This window comes from Halomarina litorea, from assembly GCF_024227715.1.
Taxonomy (GTDB): Archaea; Halobacteriota; Halobacteria; order Halobacteriales; family Haloarculaceae; genus Halomarina; species Halomarina litorea.
The window spans coordinates 1,123,231-1,141,426 of record NZ_CP100448.1 but is presented as its reverse complement, the minus strand read 5'-3'; the positions used below and the strand labels follow the sequence as shown (position 1 = coordinate 1,141,426).

The following is an 18,196-nucleotide window of genomic DNA, read 5'->3' as shown; positions in this document are numbered from 1 at the left end:
ACGCTTTAGAACTAGTCCGGGGAGCCCTGTCGCTCCCACTTGGCGTGATGGGGACGGCAGAGCGTGATCAAGTTCGACAGTTCGTTTGCAGTTTCCGGATCGTCGAACGTCCTGAACTTGGTCACATGGTGGACCTCCAGTCCCCATCCGAATGTCGTCTGGTGGTCCTCCTCAGTTACTGAGCAACCCGGATGCTGGCACGACCAGTCGTCGCGTTCGAGGGCCTTCTCTCGCTGGACAGACCAGCCTTTGCCGTACTGCAGTGCATCCATGAGCGCGTCGTATTCCTTATTCACGGAAAGACCGGCTGCTCGAACGGCATCGTTGTACGAGCCGAACGCATGGAGATATGGCCATACGGAAAACGACCCCTGTTCGTTGAGTTCCATTACCGTCGGCGTGTAGCCGAGATCATCGGCAAGCGACCGTAGCGCTTCGAGGAGCCGCTCGTCTGATGTGCCGTAGCTGCGATCGGCAGTCAATCCGGCGGCGTCAAGCGCCTCGTCCCAGGAATCCCACTTCCGATAAAACGGACGCTGTGAGAATTCGCCCAGTTCGTTCATCTCCGACTGTGTCGGCGCCTTTCCGAGTTCCTGTGCCAACTCGACGAGCGCGTCGACCAACTCCTCACGCTCGATACGGCGACTCGTTCGTGTCTCTCGCCGGAGCCCCGCCGCGACCTTCGCCTCGGGCCACGAGCCCCACCGTCGCATGTACGTATGCCCCGAAAATGCCCCTCGCTCCTCCATATCCTCGAATCGAGGGACACGCTCCAACAGCTCGTCGAGTCGCTGTAACTCGGCGACGAGTTCCGCCTCGGGGACGCCGTTACGATGGTTCGTCCTCAGTCCGGCCGCCGCCAACGCGTCGTTCCACCCGCCGAACTCACGGTAGTACGGCTGGCTGGAGTATGGCCCGTCCTCGTTCATCGCCGCTCGGGTCGGTGGCCCACCGAGCTCGTTGGCGAACGCACGGAGCGCACGGAGCAATTCACCGCGCGAGAGTCGAGACGTCACGCCCACCACCGGCAGACCTGCATCTATAGGGAGAATAGTTGCGAATTCTGATATAAACTCTCGGCCAGACGTCGCGGACGAGTGACCAGCGTCGCTTGGTGGAATGTGAACCGTCCGAGGCCAACTCGTCGTGACCCCGCACTACGCTGTTCGGTTGGCTGGGATAACTCTCGACCAGCTCAGCACTCTGTGTAGACGTCTGGATACGGCCCCGTTCTCTTGCTACTGCAGCTGACGAATAGGCGAACGGGAGTAGCGGGTGGTGTTCGGTACCTCGCCGTCACTTCTAACGCAGACGTTCGGAAGATTCGGTCCAGACCGATGGTAACTACGTATCGATAGGTGCAGCACTGTTGTTCGCTCGACGAGTCCCCCCGTAGCCGAAATGTTGCGCGCGTCGCTCCGATTATAATCGACAGAGTACTGGGCCGATCCGATTGTGAACGCCAATCTCGACGAGAGCTATGGTCCGCGGATAGCTCGATCACGAGCGTGCCGATTTTGGTCTTCAGAGAGGCTATAAGCATCGTCAAGAAGACTCAGCTCGCCATGGCAATCTACCGACGTATGGCTGAAATCTCACAATCGGATTTGGCTGCTTTCAGGGAAATATCCGGGGGAGTAGCCAAGCGCTACCGACTGTCGCGGCCATGACAGCGATCTGACTTCCCCTGGATATCAGGAGCAACAGACCTGCTGCGTCGCATTTGTAGAATGTGAAGAAGCTGATTTGTGCAGTACTCTTGAGCAGTTCCCGATCAGTGTATGCGTCCGCAAGAAGGTGGCGGACCAGAGACCAGATGGTGAACTAGGACGTCAATGAGCGAGCGGACAGCGCGCGTGCACTCCCACGACCGAGAGATGCCGAGAAAGGCGCTCTCGTGGAGGTCTAGAACAGGCGATATAGCCCGCGCGAGGTGGCAAGGTGAGCGAGGCAGAAACAGGAAGCCACACGGCTGCGCCCGGTTATGAACTCATGCGAGGAGTCGATCGGCCGCCAGACGTAGAGGGATAGCTGGCGGCCGGATTACTTCCGAATCGGCAGATAATCGAGAGACCGCCTCGAACGGTCGTGAGCGGAAATGCAAGTCGCCGAGGCCAACTGTGTGTAGACGACTTGATGGACTCCACAAAGGGAACAGTAGTGTCAGTTGCTGCCACGTTCGTGCGCCCACAGTGGGGTACAACTCCTAGTTCGGGTTTGCCACATGGAACTCTCCGTTCTTGCGGACCAGCGAAAACGCTTGTGAGATGATTCGGCCGTCTCTGCCCAGGTGTGATCACCACGGGCGATTAGCTGAATTAACCGTGCCGCCAGATCGTGATAGCTGGTACCGAGATGGCCGACAAGCATGGCGATCGGCCACTGGAGCACTCAGTCGTCGCTCCGTCCTTACTAACCGGTTTAACCCCTCGTTCGACGGCACGTAACGCGACCTCACCAGGTGACTAACCGGCCATCAGCCATACTCGTTCCCGAATACGGACGAGTCGAGAACGGCGAGGATTCAAACCGGCGGCAGGGAGGACTCGCGCGTGGTGAACGAGGTCCTCCTCACGTGTGCCGTCCTCGTCCTCTTCGCGGGCATCGCCCTCCCGTCCATCGGCGCGCTGGAACACACGACCGAGCGGCCGACGGTCGCCCTCGGGACCGCCTACGATACTGAGACCGGCACGCTGGCGGTCACGCACATCAACGGCGAGGCGTTCGGCGGCGGGGCGGTGTACTTCGTCGGGGCGGACGGTGCCACCCTCGGGACGTAGGGAGAGGACCGAGTCGAGGTGGACGACCGGGTCGCGCTTCGCGTCCCGGCGGGCGAGGAGGTCCGGGTCGTCTGGCGCGGCCCCGACGGACGGACCCACCTCCTCGCGGTCTGGAGCCCCCGCTTGTAGCGACTCCCCCGCGATACGTCGAGTAGGAACAAAAGAGGGGACGAACCGAAAGAACGACCGCCGGCCGTGTGGCCAGCTCGCTCATCGGCCGGGGTACGCGCCCGTCGCGCGGGCGCTCCGGACCAGGTCCGCCACCGAGGCGTACCAGACCGGCCTCGGACTCCCGGAGGAGGTCCGTGATCGGCCGGTCCGGGTCGACGTCCATCGCGCGCAGCGTCGCGACGACCTCGGGGTCGGGGTCGAGAGCGACCGGCGGCCCGTCGGTCGCCGTCCGCCCGGGCGCGCGCCGACGGCCCCGGCCGCGAGCAGTCCCCCGACCCCAAGGAACGCCCATCGGTTCGTCGTCATCGGCCCCCGCTGTCCGCGTTCCGGGCGAGCGTGACGAGTTCGGCCGTCATCAGTTCGGGGCCGACACCGAGTTCGCGGAGGCGGGCCTCGTCGTCGCGAGCCTCGTCGCCGCGTGGACGCTCGCGACGCGGGTCGGCGTGCTGGGCGGCAGACGGTCGGTTCGCGTCGGCGCGGTGGTCCTCGGCGTGGCCGTCGCGACGGGCGTCGACTTCCTCCTCCTCGCGGGGTTCGACCACTTCGCCTCCATGGGCGACTTCGTCCTCCCGGCCGCGCGGTGGCTCGCGCTCCGCCTCCACCTCGCGTGAACCGGGCCTAATCGCCCGTTTCGTCCGTCTGACGCGACGACGTGCGTCTGACGAACCACCGATTAGCTATCCCCGGGGCCGACTTCCCTTCGGTCGATCGATGGGACTCCGCACCGACAGGAGAGGTGACTCGCGCGTAGTGAGCGAGGTGCTCCTCGTCGGTATCGTCCTGCTCCTGTTCGCCAGCATCGCCGTCCCGGCAGTGGGCGTCCTCGACCACACCGCCGAGCGACCGAACGTCGCCGTGCGGACGTCGTACGACGCGGGAACCGGGACGCTCTCGGTCACGCATCTCAACGGCGACGGCTTCGACGGGGGTCGAGTCCACTTCGTCGGGGCCGACGGCACCTCCCTCGGGACGTGGGGCGAGGGGAGAGTCGAGGTCGGCGACCGCGCGAGTGTCGCCGTCTCGCCCGGCGAGACGGTCCGGCTGGTCTGGCGCAGCCCCGACGGTCGGACCGAACTGCTCCTCGTGTGGACGGGGGCCGGCTAGCGTCGGGTGCGTCGTGCCACGGCAACACACGGCTCAGTCGTACCACGCCTGTTTTAGTCCCCCGCTGGATACGGGCGACATGGACCGGCTGGCCCAGTCACTGCGCGAGGCTCCGATCATCGAGAAGGGCGACTACGAGTACTTCGTCCACCCCATCAGCGACGGGGTCCCGATGCTCGACCCGCGCCTCCTGCGCGAGATCACCATCCGCATCATCCGCAAGGCCGAACTGGAGAACGTCGACAAGATCGTCACGCCCGCCGCGATGGGCATCCACATCTCCACCGCCGTCTCGCTGATGACCGACATCCCGCTGGTCGTCATCCGCAAGCGCCAGTACGGGCTGGAAGGCGAGGTCAGCCTCGCGCAGGTGACGGGCTACTCCGAGAACGAGATGTTCATGAACGACGTCGCGGAGGACGACCGCGTCCTCCTGCTCGACGACGTGCTCTCGACGGGCGGCACCCTGCTCGGTATCACGCAGGCCCTGGAGGAGGTCGGCGCGGACGTCGCGGACATCGTCGCGGTCATCAAGAAGGTCGGCGGCGGGAACGAGATGACCGACTACGACGTGAAGACGCTCATCAACGTGGACGTCGTCGACGGCGAGGTCGTCATCGTCGACGAACACGGCGACGGGTAGACCCCGGCCGACGAGCCGACAGGTCACTCGGGAAGGAAGCCTCGGTATTTTCAGGTACTCCGGGCCTTTTCCGTGTCAGTCCCCTCGATACTGGTATGACGAAAGCGCTGTTCGTCGTCAGCGAGGAGGGGTACTGGGCCGAAGAGTGCATCGAGCCGCTCACGACGCTCTCGGACGCGGGCGTCGAGATTACGGTCGCGACGCCGAGCGGCGACGAACCCGTCGTCGACGAGCGCTCGCTCGACCCCGAGAGCGCCGACGGGGAGGAGCGAGTCGAGGAGTTGAAGGAGATCATCGAGAGCGACGAGCGACTGAACGACCCCGCCCCCGTCGCGGGCGAGGACGCCGCCGACTACGACGCCGTCGTCTTCCCCGGCGGCCACGGCACCGAGTGGGACATCAATCAGGACGTCCACGCACGGGGCCTCCTCGCCGACGCCGTCGAAGGCGAGGACGGGACGGCACTCGTCGTCTGTCACGCCGTCGGTATCCTCGGATTCACGTGGGGCGACGGGGAGGGCCGCCTCGTCGAGGGCCGCGACGTGACCGGCTTCCCCAACGAGTGGGAGGAGGACATCGTCGACGAGTACGACCGGATGCCCGACGGGCGCAAACTCCCCTACTGGGTCGAAGACGAGGTGAAGGCGGCAGGCGGCAACTGGGACGCCGAACTCGACGCCGACGAGAGCGTCACGGTCGACGGCGACCTCGTCACCGCTCGCGGCCCGGGATCCTCGGCGGCCGCCGCCGAGACGCTCCTCGAGGAACTCGGCGTCGACGCGCCGGCACAGACCTGAGGGGACGACACCTCGGGGACCCGATGCCCGCCCGTCGCTGAGGTCACAAGAGATTTACCCGCGGTGCGGTTCCGAACGATGTGAATGGAGTACCACCTCGCCGCCCTGTGGTTCCTCGCGTTCGCCGCCCTCTCCCTCCTCGGCCAACCGCTGGCCGCGCGGCTCTTCCCCCGCTTTCCCCGCCTCGGGAGTGCCTTCGGTCTCCCGCTGGCGCTCGCCGTTCTCGGCCTCGTCGCCTTCTGGGTCGGCCGCCTCTCGCTCGCCGCCGGGACGTGGGGCGGCGTCGCCCTCCTCGTCGCCCTCGCCGCCACCCTGACCCGCAGGGGCTACGAGTTCGACGCCCGCGCGGTGGGTGAGACGCTCGCCGTCTTCGGCGTCGCCTTCGCCGTGATGGTCGCCATGCGCGCTCTCGACCCCGCCGCGCACGCCGCGGGCGGGGAGAAGTTCCTCGACTTCGGCCTCCTGCGGAGCCTCCTCCGGGCCGACCACCTCCCCGTCGAGGACTTCTGGTTCGCGGGCGAGTCGCTTCGCTACTACTACGGCGGCCACCTCGTCGGGAGCGCCCTCGCGCGCCTCACGTTCACTCCCGCGAGCTACGCCTACAACCTCCTGCTGGCGGGCTACTTCGGCGCGCTCGTGAGTGCCGCCTACGGCCTCGGTGGAGCGCTCGTCGCCCAGCGGGAGTCCGCACGCAGACGGGAACACGACGCCGTCGGCGGTCTCGCCGGGTTCGTCGGGACGCTCCTCGCCCTCCCCGCCTTCCTCGCCGGACTCGTCGTGCGGGCGGGCGCGTTCGTCCTCCTCGTCCCCCTCACGGTCCGCGAACAACTGACCGGCGAGGGGGGAAACGGCGTCGAACGGGTCCGCCGCGCGCTGGAGTGGCGCGAGCGGTTCGCGGGAGTCCCGATTCCGGGGTGGACTGCGGTCCACGAGGTCGCGACGACCTCGCGACGACGCACGGCGGGCGTCCTCGCCGCCTTCCTCGTCGGGTTCACCGGCACCCTCGCCACGCCCGCCCGGATGCTCCTTGGCGTCGCCATCCGTGACTTCGGTCTCTCGCCCGAGACTCGACGGACCGTCGGCGAGGCCGTCCTGGGCGGAATCCGCGCACCCCTCGACGCCGTCCTCGTGAGCCAGACCACCCCGTTCACGTTCAACTACTGGTACGGCCGCTACGTGATTCCCGACGCTATCACCGTCTTCCCCCTCTGGGAGTGGGTCAACGGCGACCTGCACGCCCACATGATGAGCACGCCGTTCCTGCTCACGGTCGCCGCCTGCTGTCTCGCCTACTTCCGGACGCCCGCCCGCGAACGCGGCCAGCGCTGGCTCCTCCTGTCGACCGTGGGCCTCCTCGCCGGCCTCCTCGCCCTCGTCAACCTCTGGAGCCTCCCGACCGCCCTCGGCCTCTCCGCGCTCACGGTCGCACTCGCGCCCGCCCACCCGGTGACGCTCCTGCCCGGCCGCGAGCGCTTCGGCGGGTCCCGCACGCTCGACGAACTCTCTCGGCCGTTTGCGGCCGTCCCCGTCGCCGGGGTACTCGGCGTCCTCGCCGTCCTCGTCGGGTCGCCGTTCCTCCTCTTCCACCGCCCCGAGAGCCAGGGGATCGGCTGGCTCCCGCCCCGGAGCGCGATGGTTCCCCTCTTCCTCGTCTACGGGGCGTTCCTGCTGGTCTTCGCCGGCGTCCTCCTCGCACGCGTCAGGGGTCGCCTCGGGACGCCAGCCGCTGTCGTCGCCGCCCTCGTCGGCCTCGCGGGCGTCGTCGTCGCGGGCCTGACCGACCTCGCCGTGGTGGGCCTCGTCGGTCCACTGCTCGGCGGCGGGTGGATGCTCGCGCGGGCGGGCGCGTCCGACGCCCCGGACGACCCCACCGCCCGACACCCACTCGGTACGACAGAATCCGACGGGGGGCGGACCGCGCTCGCCCCGTACGAACCCGTCCTCCTCGTTGCGGGCGCGGGTCTCGTCGTCGCCGTCGAGTTCGCCTACGCGAAGGTGTGGCCCCACGACCCCAACGCCATCCGCTGGAACACGGTCTACAAGGTGTCGATGCAGGTGTGGCTCCTCTGGGGCGTGGCGACCGGGGGGTTCCTCGCCCGGGCGCTCGGGGGCCTGCGAGACCGGACGGCCAGCACCGCATCGGACGGCGACGGCTACCTCTCGCGTGCCTCCGGCGCGTGGGCGCTCCGGGCGGGTATCGCCCTCCTGCTCGTCTCGGCGGGCGGCTTCGGCGTCCTCGGCGGCGGCTGGCAACTCGCCGGCCCGTTCGTGAGCTACAACGACACCTCCGGCGAGGTGACGTGGACCGGAGACGACGTCCGCGCCACCCTCGACGCGACGCGGTTCGTCCGCGACTGGCACCCCCGGGAGGCCGAGGCCATCGAGTGGCTGAACGCCCGCGAGGGCACGCCCAACATGATGACGATGCCGGGGGTCCGCAGCCCCGAGTACGGCTGTACCGGCATCTATCAGTGGGTGAACGCCCCCTCGACGTTCAGCGGCGTCCCCACGCTCGCCGGGTGGGAGCACGAACGCGGCTACCGGGGCGACGAGGCGTACTTCGAGCGCGTGGACGCCGTCGTCGCGGTCTACATCGGCTCGTGGGCCGACGCGACGGAGACCTTCCGCGAGTACGACGTGGAGTACGTCTACGTCGGCCCGAAGGAACGCGAGTGCTTCGGGCGCGACCTCAGGGAGTTCGAGGGCCACAGCGGCATCTCGACGGCCTTCGAGAACGAGGGTGTGACCATCTACGAGGTGAACCGGACGGCGCTGAACGCGAGCGAGGGGTGAGCAGTGCTGTGCAGTGGCTGTCGACGGTTCGCGGGTGAAAATAGCGGGAGGTGAACTGTCCGAGCCGAATCTCGGACGTCCCGCGGGTTACGCTAACACGCCATCACTGCCATCGGCCAGCGTCTTTACGAGCGCCCGCTGTTCGGTCACCCTCGTTACTGGAGCGTGACCCGTTCGAAGTAAGAAGGTATCGCGGACCCGAAGACGGCGCGTGAGTAGCGGGTGGTAGATTTGAACGACGCCTGCTCGCTCCGCTCGCAGTCTCGTTCCAATCTACTTGTGCTATGAGTGCCGAACACGCCGGTCGGCGCCGAGACGCCTCGCTCGACGGTCAAGTTCGGCAAAATCATAGCGGGAGGTAGATTTGAACTACCGATCTCCGGGTTATGAGCCCGGCGGAATCTCCTGGCTATCCCATCCCGCTACCTCTTCGTACCCGAGTCGCATAGGTAAGGGTTGTGGTTCGTCCGTCCCCGCGTCACGTTGTACCGTGGCGCCGTCGGGCTATTCCGGGTCGACAGCCACCCGCCACGTGAACAGGCTCTCGAAGACGTAGTTGACGAACATCGAGGCGACGATGGCGATGGGGAGGGGGATGAGATTCCACAGTTCCACGCCCAGCACCTCGGCGGAGAGCGGGAGGGACGTCAGCGAGCGGACGACGAGCACCTGGACGAGGACGCCGCCACTGCGGACGAGGTTCGACGTCAGCAGTCGGCGGAGGGTGGGGAGGACACCGCCGGCACCCTCGTCGGCGAACGTCCAGTTGTCGTTGATGAAGAACATGACGACGATGGCCACCTCCGCGCCGACGAGCTTCGCCAGCTCCGGGGCGAACCCGGCGAGGACGATGAGCGCCGTCGAGACGGAGAGGTCGAACACCGCGCCGACGGCGCCGACGGAGACGAACTGGCCGAAGCGGACGCCGGAGAGGAGTGCACGGGCGCGCGACCCGACACTCATCTGTCGGTCCCACCCTGCCGGTCGACCAGCGCCGTCGTGTCGTCGGCGGGCAACGCGCGGTGGAGGCCGTGGTCCTGCAGGCGCTTCGCGCGGTGGCGGGCGGTGAGGAGGCTCCGTCCCATCGAGACGGCGGTTCTGACGGGCGAGACAGTCGAGTTGGGGCTGTCACACCACGTTACCGGGACCTCGCGGATGCGGTACTCGAAGGCGGCCGCGATGGCGACGAACTCGATGTCCCACGCGAATCCGGGTTCGTAGAGGTGCTGTCTGACCGTCACCCAGGCGTCGCGGGTGAGCGCCTTCGCCCCGCACTGGTAGTCGTAGAGGTCCGCTTCCAGCGCCCGGCGGGCGAGCCACGCGAACGCGTCGCCCATCCGCCTGCGCGCGTGCGTCTGGTGGCTCTGGACGACCGCCTCCGGGTGGCGACGCGACCCGACGCAGACGTCCACCTCGCCCGTGAGGAGGGGGGTGACCACGTCGACGATACTCCTCGCGGGCGTGCTCCCGTCCGCGTCGGCGAACGCGAGGATGTCGGTGTCGAGCGCCTCGAACCCATCGGTGATGGCCGCCCCCTTCCCCCGACGGTAGGGGAAGGCGTTGACCGTCGCCGGGAGGTCGGCGAGTCGCCCGACCAGTTCGGGGGTCGGGTCGTCCAGTTCGATACGGATGGTCTCGGGGGCGAGGTACTCGTCGAGCGCCCGGACGTAGGTGGACAGCGCTCGGGGGTCCGGGCTGAACGCGGGGATGACGAGACCGACGGTCGGCATTACCCGAGTCGAACGCGCGTGCGAGGCAAAAGCGGTTCGGCTTCGCCGAGCACCGCCCACGCGCTGTCACAAGGGATATACACAGGCGAACCCGTCGTGCGATATGGAATACGGTCTCGTCGCGCTGTGGCTGGCGACGTACCTCTCGCTTCTCGTCGCCGGCGTCCCCCTCCTCGCGGCCCTCTGTCCCCGCCTCGCGGACCGGGGTGCGGGCGTAGCCCTCCCCGCCGCACTCGCCATCGTCGGGTTCGTCGCGTGGGCCGTCGGCCACGTCTCCTTCGGGTGGCCCGCGCTCCTCGCGGGCAACGTCGTCCTCGTCTCCCTGCTCGCCCTCGCGGTCCGTCGCGGCGCGCTGGTGGGGGTGGAGTGGGAGGCCGTGGCGGAGACGGCCGTCGTCTTCACGCTCGCCTTCCTCGCGATGGTCGCGGTCCGGGCCGTCGACCCCTCGGTCCACGCCACGATGGGCGAGAAGTTCCTCGACTTCGGCCTCCTCAAGAGCCTCCTCCGGGCCGAGAGCGTCCCCCCGGGGGACTTCTGGTTCGCCGGGGAGGCGGTGCAGTACTACTACGGCGGCCACCTGCTCGCGGCACTGCTCGCGCGCCTCACGTTCACCGAGGCGCGCTTCGCGTACAACCTCGCGCTGGCGGGCTTCTTCGGCATGTTCGTCACCGCGGCCTACGGCCTCGCGGGGAGCGTCGGCGCGCACATGGGGGCGAACCGGACGACGGCGGGCGCCCTCGGCGCGTTCTTCGTCGGCCTCGCCTCGAACCTCTGGACGCCCCTCAGACTGCTCGGCGGCGTCCTCCCCGACGGTCTGGTGAACTGGGCCGCTGGAGTGGGTGGCATCGAGGGCTTCACGGCCGCCGGCTACGACCCCGTCGGCGAGTTCACCTACTGGGGCGCGAGTCGCGTCATCCCGGGGACCATCAACGAGTTCCCGCTGTTCGCCTACCTCAACGGCGACCTGCACGCCCACATGATGAGCACGCCGTTCCTCCTGCTGGCGGCCACCCTCGCGTACAGCTACTACCGCACCCCCGAGGCAGAGGTGGGCCGCCGGTGGCTCCTGCTCGGGTCCCTCGCCCCCCTCTCGGCGCTCGTCGCCGTCGTCAACACGTGGTCGTTCCCCACCGTCTTCGGCGTGGCGTGGCTGGCAGTCGCCTTCGCGCCCGCGGACCCCCTCTCGCTGGTCGGCCTCGGGGGCGACGAGACCCGCCGGCCCGACTCGTGGCTCGCCCGCGAACTCCGGTGGACCGGCGGCGCACTCGGCGTCGTCGCCCTCCTCGCCGTCGGCGGCGTCCTCCTCTCGCTTCCCTTCTGGCTGGGGACGGCGAGCGGTCGGGCCGTCGCCCTCGTCGAGGACCACAGCCCGCTCGTGGGACTGCTCGTCGTCCACGGCACCTTCCTGCTCGTCACCCTGCCGTATCTGCTCGGGTGGGGTCGACGCGCCGTGGACGCCCGGACGCTCGGCCTCGGCGTGGCCGGCATGCTGTTCGTCGGGTCGTTCGCGTGGCTCCTCGGGTTCGCCGCGTTCCTCGTCGCCGGTCCCGTCGCCCTCGGGGCGTGGGCGCTGCTCCGTCTCGCCCCGCGCGAGGCCGCCACCGACGCCGACGGACCGGGGTTCGCCGCCGTCCTGATGCTCGCCGCGACGGGCCTCGTCCTGCTGGTCGAACTCGTCTACATCCGCGAGGAGGCTGGGCCGGGGCGGATGAACACCGTCTTCAAGACCTACGCGCAGGTGTGGGCGCTCTGGGCGCCCGCCGCGGGCGCGGCCCTCGGAACCATGCTCGCGCGCGGGCGGCCCGCCCCCACCCTCACCCCCTTCCGGAGCGCGGACCGCGCGGCGTTCGGCGACGTGGGCCTCGTGCAGGTCGGCGTGGTCCTGCTCGTCGTCTCGACGTCCGCCTACGGTGCGCTCGCGGCCGCCGACCACTTCACCGCCGAGGGCCACTACGACGCCGACGCGCAGGAACTGTACCCGCGGACCGACGACCCGACGCTCGACGCCCTCGCCTTCGTCGACACCTACCGCACGGAGGAGGCCGCCGCCATCCGGTGGCTGGACGAACGACCCGGTCGGGTCGTCGTCGCCGAGGCTCCCGGCAGGCAGCCCTACACGTGGGCTAACGCGCCGACGACGCTCACCGGCCACCAGAGCGTCGTCGGGTGGGCCCACGAGATCGGCTACCGCGGGCGCGAGGCGTACACGGAGCGCGCGAGGGACGCCGACTGGATATTCGGCGACTCGCCGCGCCGCACCGCGAAGTACCTCGCCGCCTACGACGTGGACTACGTCTACGTCGGGCCGCGCGAACGCGCCGCCTACGGCGAGGTGTCCTTCGACCGCGTGCCGGGCGTCACCGTCGCGAAGCGCTTCGACGGCGTCACTATCTACCGGGTGGACCAGTCCGCACTGGAGACGGGCGGGGCGGCTGCGAATGGGTCCGCCGGGTGAGCGGGCGCGAGGGGCCGGCGAGCGTCACGACTGGAATGGAGTGTGGTCGCCCTCTCGGTCACGCCTCGTCGTCGCCGGACGCGAGTTCGACGACTTCCACGTCCCACCCGGGGGCGTCGTCCGGCCCCGTCACCACCCACCCGCCTTCGATGGCGACGCCGTTTCGGTCCGCCTCCCGGACGAGCGAGCGGAGTGCCTCGGCGAAGTCCTGTTCGGAGTCGATGGAGGAGTTGCACATTGGTTGGTAAACCTAGAGAACCGGCCGCGGGCCTTCTGATTCAGTAGTTTCCGAAGGGAAATAAACGTTCGCGATGGGGCGCGTGTCGCCTCGACTCAGAGCGTGTAGTCGTGGGCGCCCGTCTCTGTCTCCATGAACGCCGAGAGGAGGTCGATGGCCGCCGTCACGTCGGCGTGGTGGGCGCTCTCGGTGACGGTGTGGAGGTACCGCGTCGGGATGGAGATGGCCCCGACGGGTTTCGCCCCGCCCGCCTTCTGGAACCCGGCCGTGTCGGTGCCGCCGCGAGGGAGCACCTCCAACTGGTGGGGGATGTCGCGGGCCTCTGCGAGGGCGCGGAGCCGTCGGTTCACCTTCGGGTTCGTGATGACGGAACTGTCCTTGAGTTTGACGGCGGCCCCCTTCCCGAGGCGGGTCACCCGGTCGCCCTTCTCGAAGCCCGGCACGTCGTTGGCGACGGTCACGTCGAGGGCGACGGCGAGGTCGGGGTCGAGGTCGACGCCGAGCGCCTGCGCCCCCCGGAGACCGACCTCCTCTTGGACGGTGGCGGCGAAGTGGACGGTCACGGCGGGGTCCTCCAGTCGGCGCGCCGCCTCGAGCATGGCGAACAGGCAGACGCGGTCGTCGAGGGCCTTCCCGGTGACGTGGTCGCCGACCGTCGTGGTCGTCTGGCGCATCGTCACGAGGTCGCCGACCGAGACGCGTTCCTCGATGGCCTCGCCGTCCATCCCCATGTCGACGTACACGTCCTCGACGGTGCGCTGTCTGGCTTTCTCGTCTTCGTCCTGCGTGTGCGGGGGCGGCGACCCGATGAGACCGAGCAGGTCGCCGGCCTCCGTGTGGACGGTGACTCGCTGGGCGGCCAGCACGCGCGGGTCCCACCCGCCGAGGGCGTCCACCTGCAGGAACCCCTCGTCGGTGACGTGCCGGACCATGAACCCGATCTCGTCCATGTGGGCGGTGACGACGAGTTCGTAGTCGCTCTCGCCTTCGATGGTGCCGACCACGTTGCCCATCGCGTCGGAGCGTACCTCGTCGGTCGCCGCGTCGAGTTCGCGCCGGACGATGTCGCGGATGCGGTCCTCGTAGCCGGGGACGCCGCTGGTCTCGGTCAGTTCGCGGAGCAGGTCGAAGTCGAACCCGAAGTCGGGGGCGGCCTCCCCCTCGTCGGCTGCGGGAGTCATGCGGGACCGTCCGGTCGGACCCTACAAGAAACGTCTGCAACCGCGCCTCAGACCTCGCGGTCGATGACGAAGCGGGTGAACGAGGAGAGCTGTTCGGCGGGGCCGGGCGCGAGGTCCAGCCCGTCGAGTTCGTCGCGCGCGCGCTGGCTCAGCCGTTCGGCCTGTTCGCGGGCGTACTCGACGCTCCCCGTCTCGTCGAGGATGTCGACGACCTCGCGGACCTCCTCCTCGCTGGTGTCGTCGGCCCAGAGCAGTTCCTCCAGTCGCGCGACCCGTTCGGCGGGCGCGTTCGCCGCGGCGTGGATGACCATCAGCGTCTTCTTGCCCTCGCGGATGTCGTTGCCGATGCCCTTCCCGAAGTCGCCGCCGGCTTCGAGTGCCGTCTCCACGTCGAGGATGTCGTCGCCGATCTGGAAGGCGACGCTCATCTGCTCGGCGTAGCGCGCGAGCGCGAGTTCCGTCTCCCGGTCCTGTTCGGTGACGATGGCGGCGAGGCGGGCGACGATGCGCCCGAGACATCCGGTCTTGCACGCGCACATCTCGAGGTACTCCAGTTCGGAGATGTCGATGGTCTCGCGGTTGTGCCAGCAGATGTCCATCCCCTGGCCGAGGTGCGTGCGGTTGAGTTCGTGCATCAGCATCTCGTAGGCCGCGAGTCGCGTCTCCGCGTCGAGGTCGCCCGGGTTGCGCGTGATGACCTTCAGCGGGAGGAAGTACATCGCGTTCCCGGCGTTGAGCGCCACGTCCGTGCCGTGGACGTGGTGGAGCGCCCGTTCGCCCCGGCGCATGGACGCACCGTCCTCCACGTCGTCGACGATGATGGTGCCGTTGTGGAGTATCTCGGGGATGCACGCGTAGGGGAGGTACGCCTCCGGGTCCTCCCCGAGCGCCTCGACGACGAGCAAGAAGAGGACCGCGCGCCAGCGTTTGCCCCCTCGGTCGAGCAGGTTCCAGATGGGCGCCGAGAGCGCCTGCTGGATGGCGTCGGGGTCGTACTCGTACGACGGCGACCCGAAGAACTCCGTCAGGTACTCCTCGTCGACCGCTCGCGGGAGTAGTCGCTCAATCTCCCCGTCGATGACCGGCCGCCACTCGGCGAGTACGTCCCGCATGATGTGCGTGCTGATAGGGCGAGAGGCAAAAACCTCGCCATTCGCCCGCCGTCACGTGAACCGAGTCAATAACGTATTATTTTTTATTTGAATTAAATATGGAATAAATTAGAATTAGTATACTATGGGGGCGAGTATAGAATGTAATGTCCGCAGCAAGCGACTCTCACGACGTCGAATCGTTCGTCCGCGACCGTCAGCCCCGTCGGGCCGTCGACCGCCTCGAGCCGGAGGTACCGCCCTGTTCCTGCCACGGTTGGTCGCAGATGCGCGCACGCCGTGAAAAATATACGGACACGTGAATAGCCCACGTGACACAACGCTTAGGCGCGCCCCGGCCACAGCGTCGCCATGAGCGACAGCAACTGGATCGGCGTCACGTTCACCAGTCGCGCGGGCTGGGAGCACCTCGAGACCCTCGTCGACATCGGAAACCGCATGGCCGGGAGTGCGGGCGAACGCGCCGCCGCCGAGGCGACCCGGGACGCCCTCGGCGAGGCCGGCGCGCGCGACGCGCACCTCGACGAGTTCCCCGTCCAGGGGTGGACGCGGGGGTCGAGCGCGGTTCGGGCGGGCGAGGAAACCGTGGCCGACGAGTACACGTGGGACTGCATCGCGCTCCCCCGGTCGCCCGCGGGTGAGGTGACGGGCGAACTCGTCGACCTCGGCTACGGCCTCCCCGAGGACTTCGACCGCGACCTCTCCGGGGCGGTCGTGATGTGCTCCTCGACGGTCCCTGACTACCACGACCGGTTCATCCACCGCCGCGAGAAGTACTACCGGGCGGTACAGGCGGGAGCCGCGGCGTTCGTCTTCCGCAACCACGTCGAGGGCTGTCTCGCCCCGACCGGGAGCGTCGGAACCGCCGACGCCCCCATCGGCGAGGTGCCCGCGGTGGGCGTCTCCAGCGAACTCGGCGCGCGCCTCGCCCGCCGCTTCGAGGGCGAACAGGTGACGGTCGACGTCGACTGCGAGTACGAGGAGACGACGAGCCAGAACGTCCACGCGGTCCTCGGGCCGGACACCGACGAGGAACTCCTCGTCACGAGCCACGTCGACGCCCACGACATCGCGGAGGGCGCGATGGACAACGGCGCGGGGACGGCGATGGTCGTCGAACTCGCGAACGCGCTGGCGATGCGCGAGGACGACCTGGAGACGCGCGTGCGCTTCGTCGCCTTCGGGAGCGAGGAGGTCGGCCTCTGCGGGGCGGAACACGAGGCCGACCGCGTCGACCTCGACTCGGTGAAGGCCGTCGTCAACAACGACGGCGTCGTCCGGGGACGCACCCTGAACGGGTTCACCCACGGCTTCGAGGACCTCGACGCGGCCATCGCCTCCACGGCCGACCGCTTCGACCACCCCATCGAGACCAACCCCGGGCAGGGACCCCACAGCGACCACTGGCCGTTCGTCCTCGAGGGCGGCGTCCCCGGCGTCCACTTCATGAGTGAGACGGGCGAACGCGGGCGAGGGTGGGGCCACACCCGTGCCGACACGCTGGACAAACTCGAACCGCGGAACCTCCGCGAACAGGCGGTCCTCCTGACGGACCTCGTCGTCCGCCTCGCGCGCGAGGAGACGACCCTCGCCCGCCAGTCCCGCGAGGACATCGTGGCTCACCTCGAACGCGAGAACCAGGCCGAGGGGATGCGCATCACGGGCGACTTACCGTAGGCTTTTGCCCGAGGCACCCGACCGGACGGGCATGAGCGACGAGGGAGCGGGGCCGCGGGCCGCCGGGGCGGGACGACGCGGGTCGACCCGACTGGCGATCGTCGGCGACGACCCGATCATCGCGGCCGCCGCCGCCGACGCCGGCGACGTGGTGGACGACCCGGCGGACGCCGAGGCGGTGGTCGCCGTCGGCGAGTCGGCCCTGCTCTCGCTCGTCCCCGACGGCGCGCGCCCGACGCTCGCCGTCGACGTCTGCGGTCCCCTCTCGTTCTCCCGGGAGCGGGCCGCCGCGGCGCTCTCGCACCTCGCCCGCGGCACGCTGGAGACCGTCGACCAGTCGGTCGTCGCGGTGGAGTACCCCGGCGGGCGCGAGCACGTCCTGACCGACGCGATGCTCGTCACCGCCGAACCGGCGCGCATCTCCGAGTACTCCGTCCACCACCGGGGCCGCGAGGTGGCGCGCTTCCGGGCGGACGGCTGTGTCGTCGCCACGCCCCTCGGCAGTCACGGCTACGCGGCGGCCGCCGGCGGCCCCTCGCTCGCGCCCACCGCCGGCGTGGCCGCCGTCGTCCCCGTCGCCCCGTTCGCCATCGACACCGACCGCTGGGTTCTCCCTCTCCCCCTCTCGCTGTGCGTCGAACGCGACGAGGCCGACGTGGAACTGCTAGCCGACGACCGGCGCGCGGGGTCGATTCCGGCCGGCGAACCCGTCCGACTGGGGCGCGCCGGTGACCTCCCGCTGGTCGACCCGAGGTCGGTCCCGACGGGACCGGAGTGACCCGCGCCGGCGGGCCCGAGCGCCCCCGCCGGATTGGAAAACCTCTAATGGGTGCGCGACTGCGGATAACGTATGCAACTGGAGCCGTTCGCCTCGCTATTCGGCCCCGTCGATGCGCTCCTCGCCCCGTACATCGAGTACGTCGTGCTCGTGCTCGTGGTGGCGAACATCGGCGCCCGGGCCGCCGAGTACCGTTCGATCGTCAAAGCGGCCGACGAGGGCGGCACGGAGGCCATCTCGCGGAGCGCAGCGCGCGTCGCGACGAACATCCTCCTCGTCGTCGCGTCGTTCTACCTCGTGACCGTCCAGTACCAGGCCGGGATGGTCCTCTCCATGCTCGTCGTCGGGATGGTCATCACCGACCTCTTCGAGTTCGAGTCGCGCCTCGTCGAGGCCAGACAGGGCATCCCCATCGAGCGCCCCAAGGGAGCCATCGCCGCCTCGATGCTCGTCCTCGCGTACGCCGCCTACACGGCGCTGTTCTTCCTCGTCAAGGGCGTCTGGTCCTCGATCGTCTGAGGCGGACGCCCGCTTCGTTCTGCCAGCCTGCGACGGACCGCTACCGGAGTGCTACGAACCGCTACGGGCCGCTGCAGACCGCTTCTCGTCGCTCCCCGACCGAGAGCAGGACGCGCCGATTCCCGTTCGACCCGGCGCCGTTCGTCTGGTTCGACTGTGCGAGCGCGCCGAGTGCGTCGGCTCTCCCGGGACGAGTGGTCCGCCCGCGCCGACCGGAG

The 18,196-nt window shown here is 68.9% G+C and carries 16 protein-coding genes and 1 tRNA gene; 10 read left to right on the top strand and 7 right to left on the bottom strand.

The features are described 5' to 3' along the window. Positions 1-11 precede the first annotated feature (11 nt). Positions 12-1,016 (bottom strand): homing endonuclease associated repeat-containing protein, encoded by a 1,005-nt coding sequence (locus NKG96_RS06295; protein ID WP_254538121.1) that lies wholly within the window; start codon positions 1,014-1,016, stop codon positions 12-14. 1,536 nt (positions 1,017-2,552) lie between these two features. Between NKG96_RS06295 and NKG96_RS06290 the strand changes: the two genes are divergently transcribed. The 6 genes from NKG96_RS06290 (at position 2,553) to NKG96_RS06265 (ending at position 8,288) form a co-directional block, all read left to right on the top strand. Next, complete coding sequence (locus NKG96_RS06290; RefSeq protein ID WP_254537644.1) at positions 2,553-2,780, top strand: hypothetical protein; 228 nt, start codon at positions 2,553-2,555, stop codon at positions 2,778-2,780. Positions 2,781-3,085: 305 nt separating this feature from the next. Then, a complete protein-coding gene (locus tag NKG96_RS06285) occupies positions 3,086-3,562 on the top strand; it encodes a hypothetical protein (RefSeq protein WP_254537643.1) in 477 nt (158 codons plus the stop codon). A gap of 100 nt (positions 3,563-3,662) precedes the next feature. Further along, complete coding sequence (locus NKG96_RS06280; protein ID WP_254537642.1) at positions 3,663-4,055, top strand: type IV pilin domain-containing protein; 393 nt, start codon at positions 3,663-3,665, stop codon at positions 4,053-4,055. Between the two features lie 79 nt (positions 4,056-4,134). Continuing rightward, on the top strand, positions 4,135-4,698 hold the full coding sequence (hpt, locus tag NKG96_RS06275; protein ID WP_254537641.1) for a hypoxanthine/guanine phosphoribosyltransferase: 564 nt from the start codon (positions 4,135-4,137) through the stop codon (positions 4,696-4,698). A 95-nt stretch (positions 4,699-4,793) separates the two neighbouring features. Beyond that, a complete protein-coding gene (locus NKG96_RS06270; protein WP_254537640.1) occupies positions 4,794-5,495 on the top strand; it encodes a type 1 glutamine amidotransferase domain-containing protein in 702 nt (233 codons plus the stop codon). A gap of 84 nt (positions 5,496-5,579) precedes the next feature. Then, the gene (locus NKG96_RS06265; RefSeq protein WP_254537638.1) at positions 5,580-8,288 is read left to right on the top strand and encodes a DUF2298 domain-containing protein; all 2,709 of its coding nucleotides are present in this window, start codon (positions 5,580-5,582) and stop codon (positions 8,286-8,288) included. A gap of 349 nt (positions 8,289-8,637) precedes the next feature. Here NKG96_RS06265 and NKG96_RS06260 read toward each other — a convergent pair. The 3 genes from NKG96_RS06260 to NKG96_RS06250 all read right to left on the bottom strand — a co-directional run bounded on the left by NKG96_RS06260 (position 8,638) and on the right by NKG96_RS06250 (position 10,018). Continuing rightward, positions 8,638-8,712: transfer RNA gene (locus NKG96_RS06260), tRNA-Met, on the bottom strand. A gap of 80 nt (positions 8,713-8,792) precedes the next feature. Beyond that, entirely contained in the window at positions 8,793-9,251 is a 459-nt protein-coding gene (locus NKG96_RS06255) for a GtrA family protein (RefSeq protein ID WP_254537637.1), read from the bottom strand. Continuing rightward, entirely contained in the window at positions 9,248-10,018 is a 771-nt protein-coding gene (locus tag NKG96_RS06250) for a glycosyltransferase (RefSeq protein WP_254537636.1), read from the bottom strand. The genes NKG96_RS06255 and NKG96_RS06250 overlap by 4 nt, the downstream gene beginning before the upstream one ends. 103 nt (positions 10,019-10,121) lie before the next feature. Here NKG96_RS06250 and NKG96_RS06245 point away from each other — a divergent pair, with 103 nt between their 5' ends. Continuing rightward, positions 10,122-12,473 (top strand): DUF2298 domain-containing protein, encoded by a 2,352-nt coding sequence (locus tag NKG96_RS06245; protein ID WP_254537634.1) that lies wholly within the window; start codon positions 10,122-10,124, stop codon positions 12,471-12,473. Positions 12,474-12,531: 58 nt separating this feature from the next. Here NKG96_RS06245 and NKG96_RS06240 read toward each other — a convergent pair whose 3' ends face one another. From NKG96_RS06240 to NKG96_RS06230, 3 genes are all read right to left on the bottom strand, one after another. Next, positions 12,532-12,711 (bottom strand): hypothetical protein, encoded by a 180-nt coding sequence (locus tag NKG96_RS06240; RefSeq protein WP_254537632.1) that lies wholly within the window; start codon positions 12,709-12,711, stop codon positions 12,532-12,534. Positions 12,712-12,806: 95 nt separating this feature from the next. After that, a complete protein-coding gene (locus NKG96_RS06235; RefSeq protein WP_254537631.1) occupies positions 12,807-13,892 on the bottom strand; it encodes a M42 family metallopeptidase in 1,086 nt (361 codons plus the stop codon). Between the two features lie 47 nt (positions 13,893-13,939). After that, positions 13,940-15,004: a polyprenyl synthetase family protein gene (locus tag NKG96_RS06230; protein ID WP_254537630.1), complete on the bottom strand. Its 1,065-nt coding sequence runs from the start codon at positions 15,002-15,004 to the stop codon at positions 13,940-13,942. Positions 15,005-15,355: 351 nt separating this feature from the next. Between NKG96_RS06230 and NKG96_RS06225 the strand changes: the two genes are divergently transcribed. The 3 genes from NKG96_RS06225 to NKG96_RS06215 all read left to right on the top strand — a co-directional run bounded on the left by NKG96_RS06225 (position 15,356) and on the right by NKG96_RS06215 (position 17,978). Then, complete coding sequence (locus NKG96_RS06225; RefSeq protein ID WP_254537629.1) at positions 15,356-16,681, top strand: M28 family peptidase; 1,326 nt, start codon at positions 15,356-15,358, stop codon at positions 16,679-16,681. A 31-nt stretch (positions 16,682-16,712) separates the two neighbouring features. Next, the gene (locus NKG96_RS06220) at positions 16,713-17,459 is read left to right on the top strand and encodes a diacylglycerol kinase catalytic domain-containing protein (RefSeq protein ID WP_254537628.1); all 747 of its coding nucleotides are present in this window, start codon (positions 16,713-16,715) and stop codon (positions 17,457-17,459) included. A gap of 72 nt (positions 17,460-17,531) precedes the next feature. Beyond that, positions 17,532-17,978: a DUF7313 family protein gene (locus NKG96_RS06215; protein WP_368409287.1), complete on the top strand. Its 447-nt coding sequence runs from the start codon at positions 17,532-17,534 to the stop codon at positions 17,976-17,978. Positions 17,979-18,196: the final 218 nt, after the last annotated feature.

Coding starts and splice junctions, on each gene's coding strand:
- NKG96_RS06235 (WP_254537631.1), bottom strand. CDS start 13,892: ATGACTCCCGCAGCCGACGAGGGGGAGGCCGCCCCCGACTTCGGGTTC.
- NKG96_RS06280 (WP_254537642.1), top strand. CDS start 3,663: ATGGGACTCCGCACCGACAGGAGAGGTGACTCGCGCGTAGTGAGCGAG.
- NKG96_RS06215 (WP_368409287.1), top strand. CDS start 17,532: ATGCAACTGGAGCCGTTCGCCTCGCTATTCGGCCCCGTCGATGCGCTC.
- NKG96_RS06250 (WP_254537636.1), bottom strand. CDS start 10,018: ATGCCGACCGTCGGTCTCGTCATCCCCGCGTTCAGCCCGGACCCCCGA.
- NKG96_RS06225 (WP_254537629.1), top strand. CDS start 15,356: ATGAGCGACAGCAACTGGATCGGCGTCACGTTCACCAGTCGCGCGGGC.
- NKG96_RS06240 (WP_254537632.1), bottom strand. CDS start 12,711: ATGTGCAACTCCTCCATCGACTCCGAACAGGACTTCGCCGAGGCACTC.
- NKG96_RS06265 (WP_254537638.1), top strand. CDS start 5,580: ATGGAGTACCACCTCGCCGCCCTGTGGTTCCTCGCGTTCGCCGCCCTC.
- NKG96_RS06255 (WP_254537637.1), bottom strand. CDS start 9,251: ATGAGTGTCGGGTCGCGCGCCCGTGCACTCCTCTCCGGCGTCCGCTTC.
- NKG96_RS06270 (WP_254537640.1), top strand. CDS start 4,794: ATGACGAAAGCGCTGTTCGTCGTCAGCGAGGAGGGGTACTGGGCCGAA.
- NKG96_RS06245 (WP_254537634.1), top strand. CDS start 10,122: ATGGAATACGGTCTCGTCGCGCTGTGGCTGGCGACGTACCTCTCGCTT.
- NKG96_RS06220 (WP_254537628.1), top strand. CDS start 16,713: ATGAGCGACGAGGGAGCGGGGCCGCGGGCCGCCGGGGCGGGACGACGC.
- hpt (WP_254537641.1), top strand. CDS start 4,135: ATGGACCGGCTGGCCCAGTCACTGCGCGAGGCTCCGATCATCGAGAAG.
- NKG96_RS06230 (WP_254537630.1), bottom strand. CDS start 15,004: ATGCGGGACGTACTCGCCGAGTGGCGGCCGGTCATCGACGGGGAGATT.